The organism is Polynucleobacter asymbioticus, from assembly GCF_018687575.1.
In the GTDB taxonomy this organism is placed as follows: Bacteria; Pseudomonadota; Gammaproteobacteria; order Burkholderiales; family Burkholderiaceae; genus Polynucleobacter; species Polynucleobacter asymbioticus_C.
Genome location: NZ_CP061297.1, coordinates 1343542 through 1364668 on the forward strand (window position 1 = coordinate 1343542; position 21127 = coordinate 1364668).

Sequence of the window (21127 nt, forward strand, 5' to 3'; positions counted from 1 at the left end):
TAGCGCCAAACCCGTTTATTTCATCTAAAAACCCTGCTTTTGGCTTATTTTGGCCTGACAGGAATAACCATGGTGCTGTCGGCTCGACGGACGAAAACCGGGACCGACTTATTGGAGTCCAAACCCTTCACCAAGCTCTCAAACTGCTTTACGCTGGTGATATCCGCATCTGCAATCCGAATAATGACGTCCCCAGGACGAACCCCTGCACGTGCCAAGGGGCCATCTCCTAGACCAGTAACCTCAACGCCACCACGGATATTGAGCTCCTTCCTCTTGCTATCGGAGGGCTCAGAGACTGCCACCCCAAGAGAATTGGCATTTCCGCCTGATGAACCCGAGTTATCCGATTTCTTCACGGCAGCTTGACCGGCTTCGGTATCCACTACGGAAACCATCAAGTCCCTGGTGGATCCTTTGCGCCAAACCTGTACGCTGGCACTGGTGCCTGGCTTGGTATCACCAACAGCTCGGGGCAGATCGGTGGATTTGCCAATATCACGGCCATTGAAACTGAGAATCACGTCACCAGACTCAATGCCACCCGCTGCTGCTGGTCCACCTGGTTCAACATTGCGAACATAGGCGCCACGAGGCTTACCAAGTCCAAGGCTCTCGGCAATTTCTTTGGTCATTTCACCTAAAGCAACCCCAATCCGACCACGAGTCATTTTTCCATTGGTACGCAGTTGCTCTGCAACACGCATCGCTTCATCAATTGGAATGGCAAAAGAGATACCCATGTATCCACCAGAGCGACTAAAGATTTGCGAGTTAATACCAATGACTTGTCCGGCGGTATTCAATAAAGGACCGCCAGAGTTTCCGGGGTTAACTGCGACGTCAGTCTGAATAAAAGGCAGGTAGTCGCCAGTATCACGACTCTTGGCAGACACAATGCCCGCGGTCACGGTATTTTCTAAGCCGAATGGGGAGCCAATCGCCAATACCCACTCTCCCACTCTCACACGAGAGGAGTCGCCCAGAGACAATCTTGGCAAATCACGCGCGTCGATTTTGACAACCGCCACATCAGTGCGTTTATCCATGCCTAATAACTTAGCTTTGTACTCACGCTTGTCGGTCAAGGTGACATAGATCGTATTGGCGCCCTCGACTACGTGGGCATTAGTCAATATCAAACCATTGGATTCAATAATGAAACCAGAACCTACCCCACGATCCGCCTCTTGTGGCTTGCCGGGATTAGGTTGAGCTTGTTTGGGTCCCCCAGGCAAACCTGGAATAGGTACGCCGAAGAAGCGACGAAAGAATTCAGCTTGATCCTCTGGCATGCCTGGAAAGCCACCCTGAGATTGCTGCTGCATCACTTTTTCAGTGGTGCGAATATTGACTACAGCTGGACTAGCTCGCTCAACTAAATCAGCAAAATCAGGAATAGAGACGCGTGGACTCTGAGCATAGGCCTGTGGAATAAACGCAATTTGCCCCAAGCTAAGAATAGCTACGAGCGCAATAAGATACTTTTTCATAATGCTATAGACCTGCTTGGTAAAAACCAATAATTAAAGAAACGAAGGAGTGAAACAACCTAATTAGGATATTAGGTCAGTTTGCCAAAAATCAAGGTACCGTTAGTACCCCCAAAGCCAAAGTTGTTTTTGACGGCGTGGTCGATCTTCACGTCGCGAGCAGTATTGGCGCAGTAGTCCAAATCACACTCTGGATCTTGATTGAAGATGTTGATTGTTGGTGGAGATTTCTGGTTATGTAGGGCCAGAATAGTAAAGACAGACTCCAAGCCGCCAGCACCGCCTAAAAGGTGGCCAGTCATCGACTTCGTGGAGTTAATCAAAGTCTTCTTGGCATGATCGCCAAGAGCAGCCTTGATAGCGCCAGTTTCGTTCTTATCACCCAAAGGTGTCGACGTACCATGCGCATTAATGTATTGAATCTGATCGGCGTTTAAGCCGGCATCGCGCATCGCATTCACCATGCAACGACGTGGACCATCCATATTTGGGGCAGTCATGTGATATGCATCACCACTCATACCGAAGCCCAAGAGCTCACAGTAGATTTTTGCACCGCGCGCCTTAGCATGCTCATACTCTTCTAAGACAATCACGCCAGCACCCTCACCTAGAACGAAACCGTCACGGTCTCTATCCCATGGACGTGAAGCTGTAGCCGGGTCATCGTTACGAGTCGAGAGTGCACGAGCTGAGGCAAAGCCACCAACGCCCAATGCGGAGATGGTGGATTCAGCGCCGCCAGCAACCATCACATCGGCATCGCCATACTGAATTAGGCGCGCTGCCAATCCAATACTGTGCAACCCAGTAGTACAAGCTGTTACTGCAGCGACGTTTGGACCTTTAAGGCCAAACAAGATGCTGAGGTGGCCAGAAATCATATTAATGATTGAGCCTGGCACAAAGAATGGGGAGATACGGCGAGGACCGCGAGCTAGCAACTCAGCGCCGGTTTCTTCAATCATTGGCAAACCACCAATACCCGAACCAACCATCACGCCAATGCGCTCGGCGTTCTCTTCTGTTACTTGCAGACCGCTATCGCGAATAGCTTGCGTACCAGCAGCGATGCCGTAATGGATAAAGGTATCCATATGGCGCGCCTCTTTGGCAGAAACATATTCTTCCACATTGAAATCTTTCACCTCACCGGCGAAATGCACGCTCAGCGGAGTGTGGTCAAACTTCGTGATGGTAGCAATGCCTGATTTGCCCGCGAGCAAATTAGACCAAGCTACATCAACCGAGTTACCAACTGGTGAAATCAGGCCTAAGCCGGTAACAACAACCCGGCGACGGCCATTTGATGCTGACACAGTATTAGCTTTTGACTAAGCTAGGGAATTAACCCTGAGCTTTTGACTGAGCAAAATCGATAGCGAGCTGAACAGTAGTAATTTTTTCAGCTTCTTCATCCGGAATTTCAATCCCGAATTCGTCTTCCAAAGCCATTACCAATTCAACAGTGTCAAGAGAGTCTGCGCCCAAGTCGTTCACAAAAGAAGATTCATTTTTGATATCTGCTTCTGCGACGCCCAATTGCTCAGCGACGATCTTCTTAACGCGTTGTTCGATGTTATCCATTAATTCCCCCAAGGGTTGTAAAAAAACGATGAAAAGGATTTTATCAGCTTGACGGGCTAAATTAGTAAATCCGCCAAAAAATGATCAAATTTCTGCTTTATTTTTAGGCTAAATAGAGGCCACCATTGACGTGCAAGGTGTTCCCAGTGATGTATCCAGCTGCTGGAGAGGCTAAAAACGCCACTGCCTGAGCGACATCTTCCGGGCTGCCTAGGCGAGCCAAGGGAATATTCGCTTTTAGGCTATTTTGCTGCTCTTCGCTCAAGGCACGGGTCATATCAGTATCAATAAAGCCAGGGGCTACACAATTGACGGTGATATTACGGCTACCAATTTCACGAGCCAGGGCGCGGGTCATTCCGGAGACACCTGATTTAGCCGCAGCGTAATTGGCTTGTCCAGGATTGCCCATATGGCCAACAATTGAGGTGATATTAATAATGCGGCCAGCACGCGCCTTCATCATTGGGCGCATTACCGCCTGCGACAACCGGAACACCGCACTTAAGTTGGTATCGATCACATCGGTCCACTCATCTGTTTTCATGCGCATAGCCAAGTTATCGCGAGTGATGCCTGCGTTATTCACCAAAATATTGATGCCGCCAAAATCTTTGACAATCAAATCAATGATGTCTTCGCAAGCCTTTGGATCTGTCACATTTAATACTTCGCCACGACCGCCGCTCGCTTGCAAACGGGCATTGATTGCTTTGGCGCCATCCTCAGACGTTGCAGTACCAATCACCTTGGCACCACATTTCACCAATTCATCCGCAATGGCTTGACCAATACCGCGCGACGCGCCGGTTACCAATGCAATTTGTCCGCTTAAGTCGAGATTCATATTTGTCTTCCGTCGTTTCTGGATGGTTTCTTTGATGCTGCTTATTGATATCTTTACTTTACTGTAGCCAAGGCTTCGGCAAGGCTGGCTTCATCAAAAATAGGAATGCCAACGACATTCTCATTAATACGCTTAGTCAGTCCAGCCAATACCTTGCCAGGACCGCATTCCACTACTTGAGTAATACCCTGCTGCGCCATGGCATTGATAGTCTCTTGCCAACGTACAGGCTTAGCAGCTTGACGCACAAGAGCATCCTTAATCGCTGCCGGATCATTCAGCACATTGACATCAACGTTATTGACTACAGAAATAGTGGGAACCTTAAATTCAATACCCGCTAAGTAGCCTTGAAGTTTTTCTGAGGCCGGCTGTAGCAATGATGAATGAAATGGTGCAGATACTGGCAATGGCAAAGCGCGCTTTGCACCAGCAGCCTTGAGTAATTCACAGGCCTTGGTCACCGCATCACTGCCACCCGCAATGACGACTTGTCCTGGGGCATTGAAGTTCACTGCCTCAACTACACCACCAGAGGCTACAGCAGCTTCAGCACAAACTGCCTTCACAATCGCATCGTCCAAACCCAAGATCGCAGCCATACCGCCAGTACCAACCGGCACCGCTGTCTGCATAGCTTGCGCACGAAAGCGCACTAAAGGCACAGCGTCCTTAAAGGAGATTACGCCGGCAGCGACTAAGGCAGAGTATTCACCCAAGCTATGACCAGCCATCATCTGAGGAACAGCGCCACCAGCAGCCAACCAAGCGCGATAAAACGCGATCGCAGCAGTCAACATCACAGGCTGGGTATTGGTTGTTAAAGACAATGCTTCTGCAGGGCCTTCAGCAATCAGTTTTGCAACATCTTCACCCAAAGCTTCTGAAGCTTCTTGCAAAGTCGCACGTACCTCTGGGCGATCCGCAATCGAGTTGAGCATCCCAACGGATTGGGAACCTTGGCCAGGGAATACAAATGCAAATGTCATAGGATTAATCGCTGAATAATAGTTGTGAATGTATTTTTAGCTTTTGTGCTTTGTTTAGTGCTTCGCTTTAGTACTTAATGACTGCCGCGCCCCAAGCAAAGCCACCGCCCACACCCTCTAGCAAGAGGTGCTGGCCTCGTTGGATTTGACCAGAACGAACACCAACATCCAAGGCAAGCGGTATAGATGCAGCGGACGTATTACCGTGTTCATGAACAGTCACAATGACATTGTCCATCGACATGCCCATCTTACGAGCCGTGCTTTCCATGATGCGAATATTGGCTTGATGTGGCACTAACCAATCAATTTGTTCTGGTTTGAGATTGGCTTTTTCTAAAGCCTCATGCGCGACTTGTTCAAGCACTTTAACGGCCAACTTAAATACTGCAGGGCCATCCATAGTTAAATAAGCAGTTCCTTCAACACCACCCTGCTTTGCGCGCCCTGGAACACAGAGGATGTCGCGTTGACTACCATCAGCATGCAAAGCTGTTGCCAGAATGCCAGGCTCAGAAGAAGCCTCTAGAACCACTGCACCAGCGCCATCGCCAAACAAAACAGAAGTAGTGCGATCTTGAAAATCCAAAATGCGAGAGAAAGTTTCTGCACCCAAAACCAATACTTTTTTGTAAGTACCTGTACGAATAAATGCATCTGCAATAGCGAGTGCATAAGTGAAACCAGCGCATACCGCCTGTACATCAAATGCTGCGCAATTGGTATGAGCGCCTAATTTGTCTTGCACTACGCACGCCGTACTTGGGAAGCCGCCCAAATGATCTGGTGTTGATGTTGCCAAAATAATGAGGTCAAGATCTTCTGAAGTGCAGTTAGCCGCTTTTAATGCAGCTTCAGCAGCTTTGACTGCCAAGTCACTGGTGAGCTGATTATCTGCGGCAAAGTGACGAGCAGAAATTCCGCTGCGAGTCACAATCCATTCATCACTAGTCTCAAGACCAATCTTCGCTAAACGCTCAACGAGGTCTTGATTGCTTAAACGCTGCTCCGGGAGATAGCTCCCAGTTCCTGCTATCCGTGAATAGATACTCATGATTATTTTGTCTCCGCCACAAAAGCTTGAGCGATACGCTCTACCATGCGATTTTTTGCTGCTTCATATGCCCTATCGAGCGCAAAACCAAATGCAAAACGATCTGCTGAGCCATGGCTCTTAATTACACAACCGCGCAAACCTAAAAGTACTGCGCCGTTATAACGACGATGATCCACGCGCTTGCGTACACGCAACAATGGCACCATGGCGCAAATCGCCATGAGCTTGGTAAGCCATGATCGATTAAATTCTTCTTTAATTAAGCCACTCATCATCTTCGCCAAGCCTTCGCTTGCCTTAAGGACGACGTTGCCAACAAAACCGTCGCACACCACGATATCCGTAGTGCCCTTGAAAATATCATTACCTTCTACGTTGCCATAAAAGTTCAAGTTAGTTTGGCGTAGAAGCTCGCTCGTCTGCTTCACCACTTCATTGCCCTTAATTACTTCTTCACCAATATTGAGAAGACCGATAGAAGGGTTTTGTGTGCCATCGACCACTTGAACCATTACGTTAGCCATTTGGGCAAACTGCACTAGATGCATAGGCTCGCAGTCTGCGTTAGCACCGAGGTCCAGCATAGTAGTGCCGCGCCCTTTTTCATTAGGGATCGCAGTGGCAATTGCAGGGCGATCTACTCCATCAAGGGTTTTGAGAATGTAGCGGGAGATTGCCATCAAGGCACCCGTATTACCTGAAGAGATGATTGCGTCAGCTAAGCCTTCTTTGACTTGCTCGATAGCAACGCGCATCGAAGAATCTTTTTTACGGCGCAGTGCTACCTCAATCGGATCATCCATCAAGACAACCTCACTTGCGGGAATAATCTGGATGCGCTCTATTGGCGCTTTTGGAAATTTACTCAAGGCTTGCTTGAGCACTTCCGGATTGCCAACCAAGGCAATCTTCACATCGGCATGTTTTTCGAGAAAATCGCAACAAGCGGGGACCGTAACGACTGCCCCATGATCTCCGCCCATGGCATCGATAGCAAGAGTGACACTCATAAAATCAAGTATTGCTGCAAGTGGTTTTTTTCAAAGAAAAAAGCGGCTTTTATTGGAGCCGCTTCTATCTTTTAGACTAAAGAATTAGTCGTTTTTTGTTTTAACAACTTTACGACCACGGTAGTAGCCGTTTGGTGAAATGTGGTGGCGCAAATGAGCCTCACCAGTTGTGGCTTCAACAGCCGTAGCAGGTGCGGTCAAAAAGTCGTGCGCACGGTGCATGCCACGTTTGGATGGGGATTTTTTATTCTGTTGGACGGCCATATTGAACTCCTAAGCAAGGCGACATTCTAGCATGTAAATTGAGCTAAATGCTTGATTAATTGATAAAACAACTTTGAAAAGCCACCACCAATGCAAGTGGTCTAATCAATTTTTCTTCATATTTTTCAATATGTTAAAGGGATTCTGAGGCTTTTCAGAGGCATCTGCAGCTTCCCCGCCCTCTCCAAATGAAGATGCGTGGGGTTGGCAAGCACCATCTGGATGCTTTGGAATTAAGGGCAAGGAGAGCAGGATTTCATCCTCGATTAAGCCTAGGAGGTCAAAGTGCTGACTTGCCACTAAGGGCTCCTGCTGGTCATCCTCCATAGGAAAGGCGTCCGCCTCCTCTTCGGTGGCCACCAGAACAAACCGACTAGCTTGAGCCAAATCTAAGCCGCAATCCCGTAAACAGCTCTGACAAACTAAGTGAATACGACCTTTTACGGCCAGTTCCAACACTTGCTGGGGATCAGAACCTGGAGAATCTACAAAATGGGTTTTGACCTCCCAATGAAATCCATCTCCTGGCTCAATGCTAGAAGCCTCTTCAGCTACCCTCGGCAAGGCTGAAATCTCTAAAAAACCAGTGCCTTGATAGGATTGGGGGGCGCAAAAATCGATCCGGCTCAAAGCCTTGGGATCAGCGGATAACTCAACTTGAGGTAAAACTTGATTACGATTCATGACATCAGTCTAAATGAAGGCTTCACCGAAAGTACAAGCAGTGATGATTAATTCACCAAAAAAACTAATCCTGGCATCTACCTCAGTCTATCGTCGCGAGCTCCTAGAGCGCCTGCGCATGCCTTTTGATGTCATTTCGCCGAAGGTTGATGAAACCCCCCTCCCTGGTGAAGGAACCGTGGATTTGGCCCTGCGCCTAGCCAAAGCAAAAGCTGCAGCGGTAGCCAAAGATCACCCTGAGGCTTGGGTCATTGGCTCCGATCAAGTGGCCGATCTTTGTGGCGCCGCGATTGGTAAACCAGGAAACTTTGAACGCGCTATGGCGCAACTACAACTGATGCGCGGTGCCACTGTGACTTTTCAAACAGCACTATGTCTGATGCATGGCGATGTCGAAACAACCGTCAACATTCCTACGGAAGTTACCTTTCGCAAACTCTCAGATGATGTTTTAGAGGCATACCTTCATGCCGAAGAACCCTACGACTGCGCTGGTAGCGCCAAATCCGAAGGCTTAGGAATTTCACTCTTAGAATCCATCAGGAGTGATGATCCTACAGCCTTAATTGGCTTGCCTTTAATTGCTTTGAGCGGCCTCTTGCGTGAAGCTGGCTTTGTTATTCCGGCAAAGAAATAGACACAGAAAAATTAAATTAATGAGCTCTACCCTTGGCACCCTCTTTTTAATCCCCAATACTTTGGGTGACGATGCTCGCGTCGAACAATTACCTTGGGTACTACCAAGCGAAACCATTACCCAAACTGCCAAGCTGACTCATTGGATTGTTGAGGATGCCAAAACTGCGCGTGCTTTTTTAAAGGCAGTCGATAGCGTTTCTCCTTTAGCTTGCACCATTCAAGAAATGCAGATGAGTGAGTGGCGTGGTGTTGCACGCAACGCCAAGTACGGCGATGCAGTCAAACCAATGGATTTACTCAAACCACTGATCGCCGGCAAAGACATGGGACTGATGTCAGAGGCAGGTGTTCCAGGTGTTGCGGATCCCGGCGCAGAGCTCGTGCTAGCAGCACATAAGCTGGGTGCTAAAGTAAAACCACTGGTTGGCCCAAGCTCTATTTTGCTAGGTCTGATGGCTAGCGGTTTGAATGGTCAGCGCTTCGCATTTCAAGGCTACGTTCCTCATGATGCGCAAGATCGCATTGCGCGATTGAAACAGTTGGAATCGGAATCTAGAAAGTTACAGCAGACGCAAATTTGGATTGAGACACCGTATCGCAATACTGCGATGTTGATGGCCTGCCTGAATACACTGTCACCGCAATCGATGCTTTGCATGGGAATGGATCTCAGCCTGCCAAGCGAGATGATTGCAACACTCTCGATTGCTGACTGGCGTAAGCGCTTCCCTAATGAGGCTGCCTGCGCTTCATTACAAAATAGGCCAGCAGTATTTCTATTGCTGGCCTAGGCATTTGGCTTGCTACTACCTTGATCGATTTTTTTACTTTAGGTCAGGTGTCTTAACTAAAGCTTTGCCTGCTGCAGCGCCAAACTCAGCACCAAAACGTTTCGCAACACGTTCAGCGAAATTCTCCTTCATGGTGTAGTCCAGGATATCTGGTGCTTTAAAGATATCGCGCGCGACAGTCTCTACTGTTCCGTAGCCATCCACCAAGCCAATTTTGATTGCTTGTTCGCCGTTCCAAACGCGACCTGAGAACATCTCTGGTGTTTCTTTTAGACGGTCGCCGCGACCCGCTTTGACCACCGCAATAAATTGCTGATGGATCTCATCGATCATAGTTTTAATCATCTCGACTTGCTGAGGATTTTCTTTGGAGAATGGGTCCATCATTCCCTTGTTTGAGCCTGCGGCAATCATGCGACGGGTTACGCCTAACTTATCCATCAAGCCAGTGAAACCAAAGCCTTCCATAATTACGCCAATAGATCCCACCAAGCTGGCCTTATCAACCAAAATCTGATCGCCAGCAACGGCTACGTAGTAACCACCTGAAGCGCAGATGTCTTCGACTACGACATAAAACGGTTTGTTTGGATAGAGCTTGCGTAAGCGATGAATTTCGTCATTCATCATGCCGGCTTGAACTGGAGAGCCGCCAGGACTATTGATGCGCAAGACTACGCCAGCACTATTTTCATTTTCAAAAGCAGCTGTTAAAGATGAATTGATATCCAATGCATTGGCCATTGAACTAGAGGAAATCTCCCCTTCCAGAGTAACTAAAGCCGTGTGCTTCTCCATTCCCATGCCGCGCCCTGGCAGATGGAAATCAAATACTGCGAGCACTATGCCAACAAAAACAATGAGAGTCAGAATACGAAACACGGCTTTCCAGCGACGCGCCTTACGAGTCTCTTTTAAGTTCTCGAGCAGCAAGTGCTCTAGAGCTTGGCGCTCCCAATTTTGATTGGCGTTCTCGGATTGATTTTGATCCATCTTTTTAATCCTTAATGACTAACTAGTTTTTAACAGTGAGATTGTCGCTAAGCCATTGGCCCAACTGCGACACATCATCCACATGAATCAATGATGGCGCTTCTTTTAAAGTGCTCGGAGGATGTGCACCATACGTTACCGCAACCGCATCCACCCCCGCATTAGCTGCCATATCTAAATCATGGGTAGTATCACCAATCATCAACATACGACGCATCGGTACTTGCATGACATCTGAAAGCTCTAGGAGCATTCCAGGATGGGGCTTAGAGAAGGATTCATCTGCAGTGCGCGTTTCATGAAATATCTGCTCTAGCTGGTGATGTTTTAAGGATCGATCCAATCCAACACGAGATTTGCCTGTCGCAACACCCAACAAGTAACCATCTTCCCGCAAACTGTGTAGCAGTTCACGAATACCTGGAAACAAATCAAGCTCGTGATCCTTGGCGAGATAGTGATAACGAAAGCGCTCGGTTAACTTGGGAAAATGTGCCGGCTCAATCCACGGAACCGCCCTTCTCAGTGAATCCTGGATACCCAAGCCAATGACAGAGCTAGCTAAGGTGTCATCAGGTGCCTTGAAACCTAAGTCACGGCAAGCTTGCTGAATACAGTTCACGATCGTTGGCGTGGAGTCCATGATGGTTCCATCCCAATCCCACACAATCAGGTCGTAACGTCTATCGGGCTTTTGCTCTTCAAGCATTGTTGGGCACTTCAAAAGTTTTCATCATTGCAGTAAATTCAGCGGGTAGTGGCGATTCAATCCGCATTTTCTCGCCAGTACGGGGATGCGTAAAGCCAGCTAAATGGGCATGCAGATATAAGCGCTTGGATTTCACCATCTTGTCTTGATCTTCAAACCCGTACTTATCATCGCCCAAAATGGAGTGACCTAATTTTTGTAGATGCACGCGGATTTGATGAGTACGCCCCGTTTTTAACTGGGCTTCAGCTAGAGTAATCGCCACCTCTCCACATTTCATCAATTTAGTGACACGCAAGGCGGTATGGCTTGGTAGGCCATCTGGGTCAACGCGAACGCGACGCTCACCATTGGCCAATAAGTATTTATGTAATGCAAACTTGAGCTGCATCGTGCCCGCACCCTGAGCAATCTCGCCATGGGCTAGCAAGTAGTAACGTTTGTCGGTTTGCCCTTCGCGGATTTGGCGATGCAATTCCACTAGAGCGCTGCGCTTCTTTGCCAAAAGCAAGACACCCGAGGTATCTCGATCCAAACGATGAACTAATTCCAAGAATTTGAGCTCAGGGCGGGTAATGCGCAGAGTTTCAATAACGCCCAGGGCAATACCTGAACCGCCATGCACTGCCAAACCTGCTGGCTTATTCACGATTAATAGGGCTTCATCTTCAAACAAAATAGGCATTTTGTCGGAGTACCCCTGCGCCCGAGATTTAGTTTGAGCAGTATTAACTGCTGCCATTTGGGCGGGCTCAGCAATCCGAACTGGTGGGACTCTGACTACATCCCCCTCAACCAAACGGGTAGTCGGCTCAGCCCTTTTCTTATTTACCCGAACTTCCCCAGAGCGAATAATCCGGTAAACATGGCTTTTGGGGACCCCTTTAGCCCAACGCAACAGGTAGTTATCCAGACGCTGGCCGGCCTCTTCAGGACCAATGGTTTGAAGATGAACGGCGGCTGGAGCGGTGGTTTTTGCCTGCGAGGGCTTGGAAATGGGTTCGGATTTCATGATTTATCTCTCTTGCCACCTCGACGAGGGTCGACAAGGGACTTAACAATACCCCATTGTCGTTCAACTTGTGCCGTATAATCAACGCTCTAGCCAATTTATTGGCCCGGGACTTACCTGATTCAGGTTGGAATCGTGGAGCTTGGAGTCGCCCTTAATAGACTCCCGGGGTTGCCCCTCCCCCGTTGTAATGAGGCGCAGGGTTGGTGTGCCGTATGCCGCGACCCGCGATTAGAAGACAGTTTTCAGGCGCGCGCCTGCATTGATGACCTAAAGGAGGTCTCTGCGGCGATCGTCAAGTGTGGCACCGGTTTAACAACATTGAACTTGGTGTACTAGGCAATAAGTGCCTGGATTTGCTTGATCCACACTCCAAAGCCGCCAATGGGCTATGCCCCAAGCGGTATCTAACTTGTCCCTAACGCAGCGCGCAACGACGCACTCCCAATAGGAGAGTGTTATGAAACGCATGTTATTTAATGCAACTCAACAAGAAGAGTTGCGAGTTGCCATCGTCGATGGTCAAAAACTCATCGATATCGATATCGAAGCTGCCGGTCGTGAACAACGTAAAGGCAATATTTATAAAGGTGTTATTACCCGCATTGAGCCTTCGCTCGAAGCTTGCTTTGTAAATTACGGCGAAGAACGCCATGGCTTCTTGCCATTTAAAGAAGTTGCCCGCACCTACTTTAAAGAGGGTATTGATGTCCGTAATGCCTCTATTAAAGATGCTTTACGCGAAGGCCAAGAAATCATTGTCCAGGTAGAAAAAGAAGAGCGTGGCCAAAAAGGCGCTGCCCTCACCTCTTTTGTCTCCCTAGCAGGTCGCTATTTGGTATTAATGCCAAATAACCCACGTGGAGGCGGCGTTTCTCGTCGCATTGAAGGCGAAGACCGTCAAGAACTCCGCGAAGCAATGTCCCAATTGCAAGTACCAGATGGCATGAGCATCATTGCTCGTACAGCCGGTATTGGCCGTGACGCTACTGAATTGCAGTGGGATTTAAGCTACCTCATGCAATTGTGGACAGCGATTGATGAAGCCGCTAAAGGCAACTCAGCACCATTATTGATTTACCTCGAGTCCAGCTTAGTGATTCGCGCAATCCGCGATTACTTCCAACCAGATATCGGTGAGATCCTCATCGATACGGACGATATCTACGAGCAAGCTGCGGCATTTATGTCAGTAGTGATGCCAGATAACTTGCCACGCGTGAAGCGTTACCAGGACGATGTTCCATTGTTCTCTCGCTTCCAAATCGAGCACCAAATTGAAACTGCGTACTCACGTACCGTGCCATTGCCTTCTGGTGGTGCGATTGTGATTGACCATACCGAAGCTTTGGTTTCAGTGGACGTCAACTCTGCACGCGCAACCCGCGGCTCTGATATTGAAGAGACTGCAACTCGCACCAACTTAGAAGCCGCCGACGAAATTGCCCGTCAAGCACGTTTACGTGACTTGGGTGGTTTGATCGTCATCGACTTCATTGATATGGAATCGAGCAAGGCTCAGAAGGATGTTGAGAATCGCTTACGCGATGCTTTGCGTCATGACCGTGCTCGTGTTCAGATGGGCAAGATCTCCAAATTTGGTTTGATGGAGATGTCGCGCCAACGTTTACGCCCTGCTCTCTCCGAAGGTAGTCACGTAACCTGCCCACGTTGTAACGGAACTGGCCATATCCGCGATACCGAATCATCTGCATTGCAAGTCTTGCGCATTATTCAAGAAGAGGCAATGAAAGAAAATACTGCCGCTATTCATACACAAGTTCCAGTTGAAGTAGCTGCGTTCTTGCTCAATGAGAAGCGCGCTGAAGTCATCAAGATTGAGTCACGCTTTAAAGTCAATGTCTTGATGGTTCCTAATAAGCATTTAGAAACTCCGCATTACAAGCTTGAGCGTTTACGTCATGACGACCCCCGTCTTGATGACCAAAAAGCCAGCTATGTGATGGCTGAAGAAGCTGCCCGTGAACTTGAAACCGATACCGCAGTAAGCCGTAAGGATGCAGATGTAAAAGCTCGTCCTGAAGCCGCTGTAAAAGGTATTACGCCTAATGCACCAGCGCCGGTAAGTCAGCCACGCCCTGCGCGTGCTGAAAAGGCTGCTACTGAGACTGCAAGCTCTGGTGGATTCTTCGGTTTTATTAAGAGCCTATTCTCTTCAGCGCCTGCGCCAGAAGCAAAGCCTGCTCCTAGTGCACCACGTGGTCGCAATCAAAATAACCGTAACGGTAATAACCGTAACCGCGGTCGTCGTGGTGATCGTAATGATCGTGGTGAGCGTCCAGCCGAAGGAGCAGCAGCTTCTGAAGGTACAAACACGCCACGCGAAGCAGGCTCAGGTAGAGGTCGTCAAGACGGCCGTAACCGTAACGGCAATCGCAACCAAAACAATCAAAATCCAAAGCCAGAAAATCAAGCTGCGGTAACTCCAGCAACCGAGGCCGCTCCTGGTACGGATGCAGCTCCTAGCGTTGATGGTGAAGAGCGTCGTGGTCGTGGTCGCAACCGTCGTGGTCGTGGTCGCGGTCAACGTGGTGAACGTAGCGAGTCCACTGGTGATGCAGCAATTGCATCTGTTGTTGCAGTAGCGACTTCATTCTCAGGTCCTCCAGCAGGAATGGGTGGAGCCTCTGCCTCCATGCCGATTCAAAACATTGCTCAAAGCTTTGGAAATACAGTTGCATCGGCAGCTTCTAATGAAGTGAAAGAGCGTGCACCGCGTGCGCCTAGAGAGCCAAGAGAGCAACGCGCGCCGCGCCAAAGCAATCGCCCTGATAACGCTTCAGCAGCACCTGCCCCACAAGCAGTAGCAGTAGCTGCACCAGCACCAGCAATTGAGGTCATTGCAAAACCAATGCCTGAACTCCCAAAGGTTGCCTTCCAGGCACTTGAAGAGACTCCATTGCATAGCGTAGTTCAGTCTGCTGGCATGGTTTGGGTTGCAACAGACTCTAGCAAGCATCAGGAAGCGCAATCACAGATCAAGGCAGAGCCAGAAGTTTTGCCGATGGGTAGAACGCCAAAGGCGCCTGTGAGCCTGCAAAATGGTCCAATGGTTTTGGTAGAAACCGGCGGCCAAGAAAAAACGGTTTAATCTCATTTCTCCAGACTGCTATTTATCCCAAAAGGATATTTGGCAGTTTGGCAGAAACACCGTTTCACGGCCATAATTACACATGGTTGAAAAAGTAATCCCGATACGTTTAGATGAAGGCAAAGGCCTAACGCCGTCCATTCCAGGACAGCTCTTGCCTGCGAACACCTCAACCAAAGATACTCGTGGACGCCCTTTACGTGATTTACGCATCTCCGTCACAGATCGCTGTAATTTCCGCTGCACTTATTGCATGCCCAAAGAAATCTTCGATAAAGATTATCCCTATCTTTCTCATAATGAATTACTGAGCTTTGAAGAGATCACTCGCCTCACGACGATCTTTGCTTCATTGGGTGTAGAAAAAATTCGACTCACTGGTGGCGAACCTTTGCTGCGTAAAAATCTCGAGGTGTTGATTGAGATGTTAGCCAAGATTCGTACCACGGCAGATCAGCCTCTTGATCTCACACTCACTACGAACGGCAGTATTTTGCGCAAGAAGGCGGCTGCATTAAAAGCAGCTGGCTTGCATCGCCTCACTATTAGTCTTGATGGTCTGAATGATGACATCTTCAAAAAAATGAATGATGTTGACTTCCCGGTCACAGACGTGCTGGATGGAATTGCTGCAGCTCAAGAAGTTGGCTTTACCAACCTCAAAGTCAATATGGTTGTTAAGAAAGGTACAAACGACCAAGAGATTATTGGCATGGCTAAGCACTTCAAGGGAAGTGGCGTAACACTGCGCTTTATTGAATTTATGGATGTAGGCAGCTCTAACGGCTGGGATATGTCTCAAGTACTTCCATCTCAGGAAGTTGCCAACCGGATTAACGCCATCTTTCCGATAGAGCCTATTGAGGCCAACTATCCTGGTGAAGTTGCGCAGCGCTGGCGCTATGTTGATGGCTCCGGTGAAATTGGCTTCATCTCTAGCGTCACACAAACTTTCTGTCACGAGTGCACACGTGCTCGCATCTCGACAGATGGTCAGCTTTATCTTTGCCTATTTGCAAATGAGGGTTTTGACTTCAAAACTCTCTTGCGTTCTGATAGAAGTGATTTAGAAATTGCCAACGCCATTATGTCAACCTGGTCTGGACGCAATGATCACTATTCGGAGATTCGCGGATCCAATACTGCTGGATCGACTTCCGGTCGTAAAGTAGAAATGTCTTACATCGGCGGCTAATGATTACCTCAGAGCAAATTACGGGTTTAATTTTGGCGGGTGGCCGCGCCCAAAGAATGGGCGGTATTGATAAAGGCTTGATTCCCTTTCATGGCAAAGCGCTGATTGAATCCGCCATCAGTCGACTTAAGCCTCAAGTCAGCACTATTCTGATTAATGCGAACCGCAGCATTACAAAGTATTCACACTATGGCTACCCAGTACTCATGGATGAAACACCTGACTTCTCTGGCCCATTAGCTGGATTCTCAGTCGGTCTGAAACATTGCAAAACCCCTTACTTGCTGACATCGCCTTGCGACTCCCCTTTATTGCCAATTGATCTTGCTATCAGGATGGCAACTCAACTTGAGGACCATGATTTAGAACTCGTTTTTGCCTCATCTAAAGAAGATGATGGAAAGATTTGGTCACAGCCGGTTTTCTGTTTGATGAAAAGTGGCTTGAAAAATTCCTTGGATGCTTTTTTAAGCAAAGGGGATCTAAAGATTGATCGCTGGTTTAAAGAATTACGATCTGGCACGGTAGTTTTTGAAAACCCACAAGCATTTGCGAATGTGAATACACCAGAAGAATTGGCTGCCCTAGAAAAAGTATCGTCATGACAGACTCAATCAAGCACTCCCCAAATAGCCCTATTCTTTTGACTGCTTCACTTCATGTGGATGAAGCACGTAAGGCTATCGCCAATCTCGTCGATGAAATGCTTCAAGAGTCTCGCAAGCTAAATCATGCGAGCGATATTGAGTCGGTCACTTTAGACCAAGCGATCAACCGCATCTTGGCGGAAGATTTACTTTCCCCGATCGATGTCCCAGCCGCCGATAACTCCGCTATGGATGGCTTTGCCTTTCATGGTGATTGCTTGGGAAATAGTGAAACCCTAGTTACCCTGAAGATCGTTGGCACAGCCTATGCTGGCAAACCTTATGAGGGGGCTATTGGTACAGGTGAATGTCTCAAGATTATGACCGGCGCAGTTATGCCTCACGACTGCGATACCGTTATCCCGCAAGAATTCACCGAATCTGCAAATGAATCCCTTGTCAGCTTTAAACAAAACCAATTGAAGCATGGAGAGAACCGTCGACTACGTGGTGAAGATTTGCAAAGTGGCAAAGCCGCTATTACAGCTGGTCGTTTATTGCGACCATCTGATCTTGGTCTAGCTGCATCACTCGGTATCGCCAAGCTCAAAGTACATCGCAAACTCAAGGTTGCCATTCTTTCCTCTGGAGATGAGTTGCGCCCTCTTGGAGAGTCTCTTAATGCAGGTAGTATTTATGACAGCAATCGTTACAGTCTAACTGGCCTACTCAATCGCCTCAATATGGAAATCATGGATTGCGGAATTGTGCGCGATGATCCCGCCTCACTAAAAGCCGCATTCTTAGAGGCCGCCACCAAAGCAGATGTCCTCATTTCGTCGGGCGGAGTATCGGTTGGCGAAGCGGACTTTACCAAGCAAATCATGCAAGAGTTGGGCGATGTAGGCTTTTGGAAAATTGCTATGCGCCCGGGTCGCCCCATGGCCTTTGGCATGGTCAAGCCAGTCGAGGGATCTCAGCGGAAAACTCTCTTCTTTGGCCTACCTGGCAACCCAGTGGCTGTGATGGTGACTTTCTATCAATTTGTCCGCTCCGCTTTATTGCAACTCAGTGGCGCAAGCCAGACTGAGCCACCAATGACCCAGGCGATTGCCGAGGCTCCGATTCGGAAAAAGCCAGGTCGGACAGAGTTTCAGCGGGCCATTGTGGGGCGTGGTTCAGATGGAAAGCCAACAGTCAAACTGACCGGCAGCCAGGGCGCAGGAATTTTGCGATCGATGAGTGAGGCAAATTGCTTTGTCATTCTGCCGCACGACCAAGGCAATGTGGCCGCCGGAGACTGGGTTGATGTGGCGCTTTTCGACGGACTGCTTTAAGATTGCACCTCATGAAGCTCACCAAAAAAGAAATTGTCTACGTCGATCCAATGCATACCGCCAAAACCCTGGTTTTGGTTTACCTCTGCTTCTCTGTGCCAATTGTGTTGTTAGCCTTGTTTGTAGCCTTCATTCGTGACGGCGCCATTCCTGGTTTTACCGTTCTCTCCGCATTGATTCTGAATGCTCTACTTGGCTTTGCTTTGCTGTGGATTGCGTGCAAGGTCTACAACTGGGTAGCAGGCAAATTTGGTGGGATTGAACTTGCTCTGCGTGAGCTCCCCGAAGAAATCGAAGCCGATTAATTCGTAAAGGCTTCAGAATTAATTAAGCTTGGCGGTTTCTTTCCATCTAGCGCTGCTCGCAAATTATCAATCGCAAGATCCACCATCGCTCTCCGTGTTTTTTCTGTAGCACTGGCAATATGCGGAGCCAACACAATATTGCTGCACTTGAGTAACTCTGGATGCACTTGAGGCTCACCCTCGAATACATCCAAGCCAGCTGCAAATATCTTTCTGCTTTGCAATGCTTGTGCTAAAGCCACATCATCCACAATACCGCCGCGGGCAATGTTAATCAGGGTTGCAGTCGGTTTCATCATGGCGATTTCTGCTGCGCCAATCGTGTGATGATTTTGTGCGGTATAGGGCAGCACTAACACCACATGATCAGCAGTGCGGAGTAATTCTTCTTTGGAAACGTAAGTGGCACCACAAGCTTTTTCATCTGCCTCAGAGAGATGGCTGCGGTTGTGATAAATCACTTTCATACCAAAGCCTAATGCGCGCTTTGCAATGCCCTGCCCAATACGTCCCATGCCAATAATGCCAACAGTGCTGTGATGTAAATCCATGCCAAGGGGATTGTTCACAATCGACCATTGATCCCACTGACCACTTCTCACCCAATGCTCAGACTCTGTAATCCGTCTGGCAGTTGCCATCAATAAAGCAAAGCCAAAATCCGCGGTTGTATCCGTAAGGACATCAGGGGTATTGGTAGCCATGACACCAGCAGCACTAATGGCCGGAACATCAAAGTTGTTATAGCCAACGGAAATATTGGCGACCACCTTCAGATTTTTCGCCCCAGCGAGGGCTGCCGCGTCAATTCTCTCGCTACCAGCAACCAAAGCCCCCTCCACCTCTGAAAGCGCTTTTTTAAGCTCTTCTGGGCTCATTATTTTGTCGGACTGGTTAGAGTGAACCTCATAGGACTGCTCTAATTTGGCTAGTGCCTCAGGAAATATCGCTCTTGCAACTAAGATCTTCGGCTTGGAGGTATTTGTAGAGTTATTGGCTGGAGTGTTCATAGCGTGACTTTACCTCAAGTAAATTAGGGCTTTTGCCTGAAAAATAGGCTGATTCAGCTAAAATTGAGTTTTATAACTTGGCAGTCCATTGATCTGGACGCCTCACCAGTAAACCACCATGACTTACGTTGTTACCGAAGCCTGCATCCGTTGCAAATACACCGATTGCGTTGACGTCTGCCCAGTCGATTGTTTTCGTGAAGGCCCTAACTTTTTAGTAATCGATCCAGATGAATGTATCGATTGCGCAGTGTGCGTACCTGAGTGCCCAGTGAATGCGATTTATGCGGAAGATGATGTTCCAGGAGATCAACAGGCATTCATCAAGTTGAACGCTGAGCTGTCTCCCTCATGGACATCGATCACGAAATCCAAAGCCGCCCTCCCGGAAGCGGAAGAGTGGAAAGATGTTAAAAATAAACTTGACCAACTGGTAAAGTAAATTGCACTCCCCCATTGAAACCGATGCAGTCATTATTGGCGCCGGTCCGGTGGGGCTCTTCCAAGTCTTCGAACTTGGACTCCTAGAAATTAAAGCGCATGTCATTGACTCACTACCCGAAGTGGGAGGCCAATGCATTGAGCTCTATCCAGATAAACCGATCTATGACATTCCGGCGATTCCGATTTGTACTGGTCGTGAGCTGGTGAGCAATCTACTGAAACAAATTGAGCCATTCAAACCACAGTTTCACTTAAATCAAGAGGTCTCTACCCTTGAGAAACAAGCGGATGATCGCTTTTTGATTCGCACATCCCAAGATCAGCAATTTTTGAGCAAAGCTATTTTTATAGCTGCCGGTGTTGGTGCATTTCAACCCCGTACACTCAATCTCGATGGCATAGAAACTTTTGTGGATAAGCAAGTCTTCTATCGCGTCAGAAATCCTGAGCAATTTGCTGGCAAGCGAATGGTGATTTGTGGTGGCGGAGACTCCGCATTGGACTGGGCTTTGCATTTTGCCGATCAAGCAGCTAGCGTGACACTAATCCACCGCAGGGATGAATTCAAAGCGGCACCTCAATCGGTTGCCAAGATGCGCGCCCTTTGTGCCACCGGTAAGATGCAACTCATCATCGGACAAATTACCGGTCTTGAGTCTTCCAATGACAAGCTCACTGAAATTGCCGTCACCAATATTGATGGCGAAGTGCAGATGCTTAGATTAGATGCACTCTTACTCTTTTATGGACTCTCACCTAAATTGGGCCCTATAGCTGACTGGGGCTTAGATATCGATCGCAAACAAATTGCCGTCGATACCGCCTGCTTTCAGACCAGCACACCCGGTATTTATGCTGTTGGGGACATCAATATCTACCCAGGCAAGAAAAAACTGATTTTGTCAGGCTTTCATGAGGCAGCCTTAGCAGCCTTTGCTGCAGCTGCCTATTTGGCCCCTGAAAAGCAGATTCAACTGCAGTACACCACCACCTCTCCGAAGCTGCATAAAGCGCTTGGGGTAAGCCCGCCGACATTCGAGTAAGCTCTTAATATCACTGAAT

General features: G+C 48.4%; 22 protein-coding genes. 9 read left to right on the forward strand and 13 right to left on the reverse strand.

Annotated features, from left to right (window positions below):
* Positions 1-44 precede the first annotated feature (44 nt).
* The 9 genes from AOC19_RS06750 to AOC19_RS06790 form a co-directional block, all read right to left on the reverse strand.
* Positions 45-1493 carry a DegQ family serine endoprotease gene (locus tag AOC19_RS06750; RefSeq protein ID WP_215375137.1) on the reverse strand — a complete coding sequence of 483 codons (1449 nt, stop codon included), beginning with the start codon at positions 1491-1493 and terminating at the stop codon, positions 45-47.
* Between the two features lie 71 nt (positions 1494-1564).
* Entirely contained in the window at positions 1565-2812 is a 1248-nt protein-coding gene (fabF, locus tag AOC19_RS06755) for a beta-ketoacyl-ACP synthase II (RefSeq protein ID WP_215375140.1), read from the reverse strand.
* Positions 2813-2840: 28 nt separating this feature from the next.
* Positions 2841-3080 carry an acyl carrier protein gene (gene acpP, locus AOC19_RS06760; protein WP_015421596.1) on the reverse strand — a complete coding sequence of 80 codons (240 nt, stop codon included), beginning with the start codon at positions 3078-3080 and terminating at the stop codon, positions 2841-2843.
* Between the two features lie 103 nt (positions 3081-3183).
* Positions 3184-3927 carry a 3-oxoacyl-ACP reductase FabG gene (fabG, locus tag AOC19_RS06765; protein WP_015421598.1) on the reverse strand — a complete coding sequence of 248 codons (744 nt, stop codon included), beginning with the start codon at positions 3925-3927 and terminating at the stop codon, positions 3184-3186.
* A 53-nt stretch (positions 3928-3980) separates the two neighbouring features.
* Complete coding sequence (fabD, locus tag AOC19_RS06770) at positions 3981-4916, reverse strand: ACP S-malonyltransferase (RefSeq protein WP_215375143.1); 936 nt, start codon at positions 4914-4916, stop codon at positions 3981-3983.
* A 67-nt stretch (positions 4917-4983) separates the two neighbouring features.
* Complete coding sequence (locus tag AOC19_RS06775) at positions 4984-5970, reverse strand: beta-ketoacyl-ACP synthase III (protein ID WP_215375146.1); 987 nt, start codon at positions 5968-5970, stop codon at positions 4984-4986.
* 2 nt (positions 5971-5972) lie between these two features.
* Complete coding sequence (gene plsX, locus AOC19_RS06780; RefSeq protein WP_215375149.1) at positions 5973-6983, reverse strand: phosphate acyltransferase PlsX; 1011 nt, start codon at positions 6981-6983, stop codon at positions 5973-5975.
* An 84-nt stretch (positions 6984-7067) separates the two neighbouring features.
* The gene (rpmF, locus tag AOC19_RS06785; protein WP_011902241.1) at positions 7068-7247 is read right to left on the reverse strand and encodes a 50S ribosomal protein L32; all 180 of its coding nucleotides are present in this window, start codon (positions 7245-7247) and stop codon (positions 7068-7070) included.
* Between the two features lie 105 nt (positions 7248-7352).
* Positions 7353-7931 carry a YceD family protein gene (locus AOC19_RS06790; protein ID WP_215375152.1) on the reverse strand — a complete coding sequence of 193 codons (579 nt, stop codon included), beginning with the start codon at positions 7929-7931 and terminating at the stop codon, positions 7353-7355.
* Positions 7932-7944: 13 nt separating this feature from the next.
* Here AOC19_RS06790 and AOC19_RS06795 point away from each other — a divergent pair, with 13 nt between their 5' ends.
* A complete protein-coding gene (locus tag AOC19_RS06795; protein ID WP_251368006.1) occupies positions 7945-8568 on the forward strand; it encodes a Maf family nucleotide pyrophosphatase in 624 nt (207 codons plus the stop codon).
* A gap of 19 nt (positions 8569-8587) precedes the next feature.
* Positions 8588-9361 (forward strand): SAM-dependent methyltransferase, encoded by a 774-nt coding sequence (locus tag AOC19_RS06800; RefSeq protein WP_215375155.1) that lies wholly within the window; start codon positions 8588-8590, stop codon positions 9359-9361.
* A 33-nt stretch (positions 9362-9394) separates the two neighbouring features.
* Here AOC19_RS06800 and AOC19_RS06805 read toward each other — a convergent pair whose 3' ends face one another.
* Genes AOC19_RS06805 through AOC19_RS06815 form a run of 3 tightly spaced genes read right to left on the reverse strand, consistent with a single transcriptional unit; the run spans position 9395 to position 12075 of the window.
* Positions 9395-10354, reverse strand: a complete 960-nt coding sequence (locus tag AOC19_RS06805; protein WP_215375158.1) for a S49 family peptidase — start codon at positions 10352-10354, stop codon at positions 9395-9397.
* A 22-nt stretch (positions 10355-10376) separates the two neighbouring features.
* Complete coding sequence (locus AOC19_RS06810; RefSeq protein WP_215375161.1) at positions 10377-11063, reverse strand: HAD-IIIA family hydrolase; 687 nt, start codon at positions 11061-11063, stop codon at positions 10377-10379.
* Positions 11056-12075 carry an RluA family pseudouridine synthase gene (locus AOC19_RS06815; RefSeq protein WP_215375164.1) on the reverse strand — a complete coding sequence of 340 codons (1020 nt, stop codon included), beginning with the start codon at positions 12073-12075 and terminating at the stop codon, positions 11056-11058. The genes AOC19_RS06810 and AOC19_RS06815 overlap by 8 nt, the downstream gene beginning before the upstream one ends.
* Positions 12076-12535: 460 nt before the next feature.
* On the opposite strand from AOC19_RS06815, the gene AOC19_RS06820 reads away from it, so the two are divergent.
* The 5 genes from AOC19_RS06820 to AOC19_RS06840 all read left to right on the forward strand — a co-directional run bounded on the left by AOC19_RS06820 (position 12536) and on the right by AOC19_RS06840 (position 18611).
* On the forward strand, positions 12536-15187 hold the full coding sequence (locus AOC19_RS06820) for an Rne/Rng family ribonuclease (RefSeq protein ID WP_215375167.1): 2652 nt from the start codon (positions 12536-12538) through the stop codon (positions 15185-15187).
* Between the two features lie 82 nt (positions 15188-15269).
* On the forward strand, positions 15270-16382 hold the full coding sequence (moaA, locus tag AOC19_RS06825) for a GTP 3',8-cyclase MoaA (RefSeq protein WP_215375169.1): 1113 nt from the start codon (positions 15270-15272) through the stop codon (positions 16380-16382).
* The gene (mobA, locus tag AOC19_RS06830; RefSeq protein ID WP_215375172.1) at positions 16382-16987 is read left to right on the forward strand and encodes a molybdenum cofactor guanylyltransferase MobA; all 606 of its coding nucleotides are present in this window, start codon (positions 16382-16384) and stop codon (positions 16985-16987) included. Before moaA ends, mobA begins: the two co-directional genes overlap by 1 nt.
* Positions 16984-18306 (forward strand): molybdopterin molybdotransferase MoeA, encoded by a 1323-nt coding sequence (moeA, locus tag AOC19_RS06835; RefSeq protein ID WP_215375175.1) that lies wholly within the window; start codon positions 16984-16986, stop codon positions 18304-18306. Before mobA ends, moeA begins: the two co-directional genes overlap by 4 nt.
* A gap of 11 nt (positions 18307-18317) precedes the next feature.
* Positions 18318-18611, forward strand: a complete 294-nt coding sequence (locus tag AOC19_RS06840; protein ID WP_215304809.1) for a hypothetical protein — start codon at positions 18318-18320, stop codon at positions 18609-18611.
* On the opposite strand, the gene AOC19_RS06845 is transcribed toward AOC19_RS06840, so the two are convergent.
* On the reverse strand, positions 18608-19621 hold the full coding sequence (locus AOC19_RS06845) for a 2-hydroxyacid dehydrogenase (protein ID WP_215375178.1): 1014 nt from the start codon (positions 19619-19621) through the stop codon (positions 18608-18610). The genes AOC19_RS06840 and AOC19_RS06845 overlap by 4 nt on opposite strands.
* Before the next feature lie 118 nt (positions 19622-19739).
* Between AOC19_RS06845 and fdxA the strand changes: the two genes are divergently transcribed.
* Positions 19740-20063, forward strand: a complete 324-nt coding sequence (gene fdxA / locus AOC19_RS06850; RefSeq protein ID WP_041485149.1) for a ferredoxin FdxA — start codon at positions 19740-19742, stop codon at positions 20061-20063.
* Position 20064: 1 nt separating this feature from the next.
* Entirely contained in the window at positions 20065-21108 is a 1044-nt protein-coding gene (locus tag AOC19_RS06855; protein ID WP_215375181.1) for an NAD(P)/FAD-dependent oxidoreductase, read from the forward strand.
* The last annotated feature ends 19 nt before the right edge of the window (positions 21109-21127 follow it).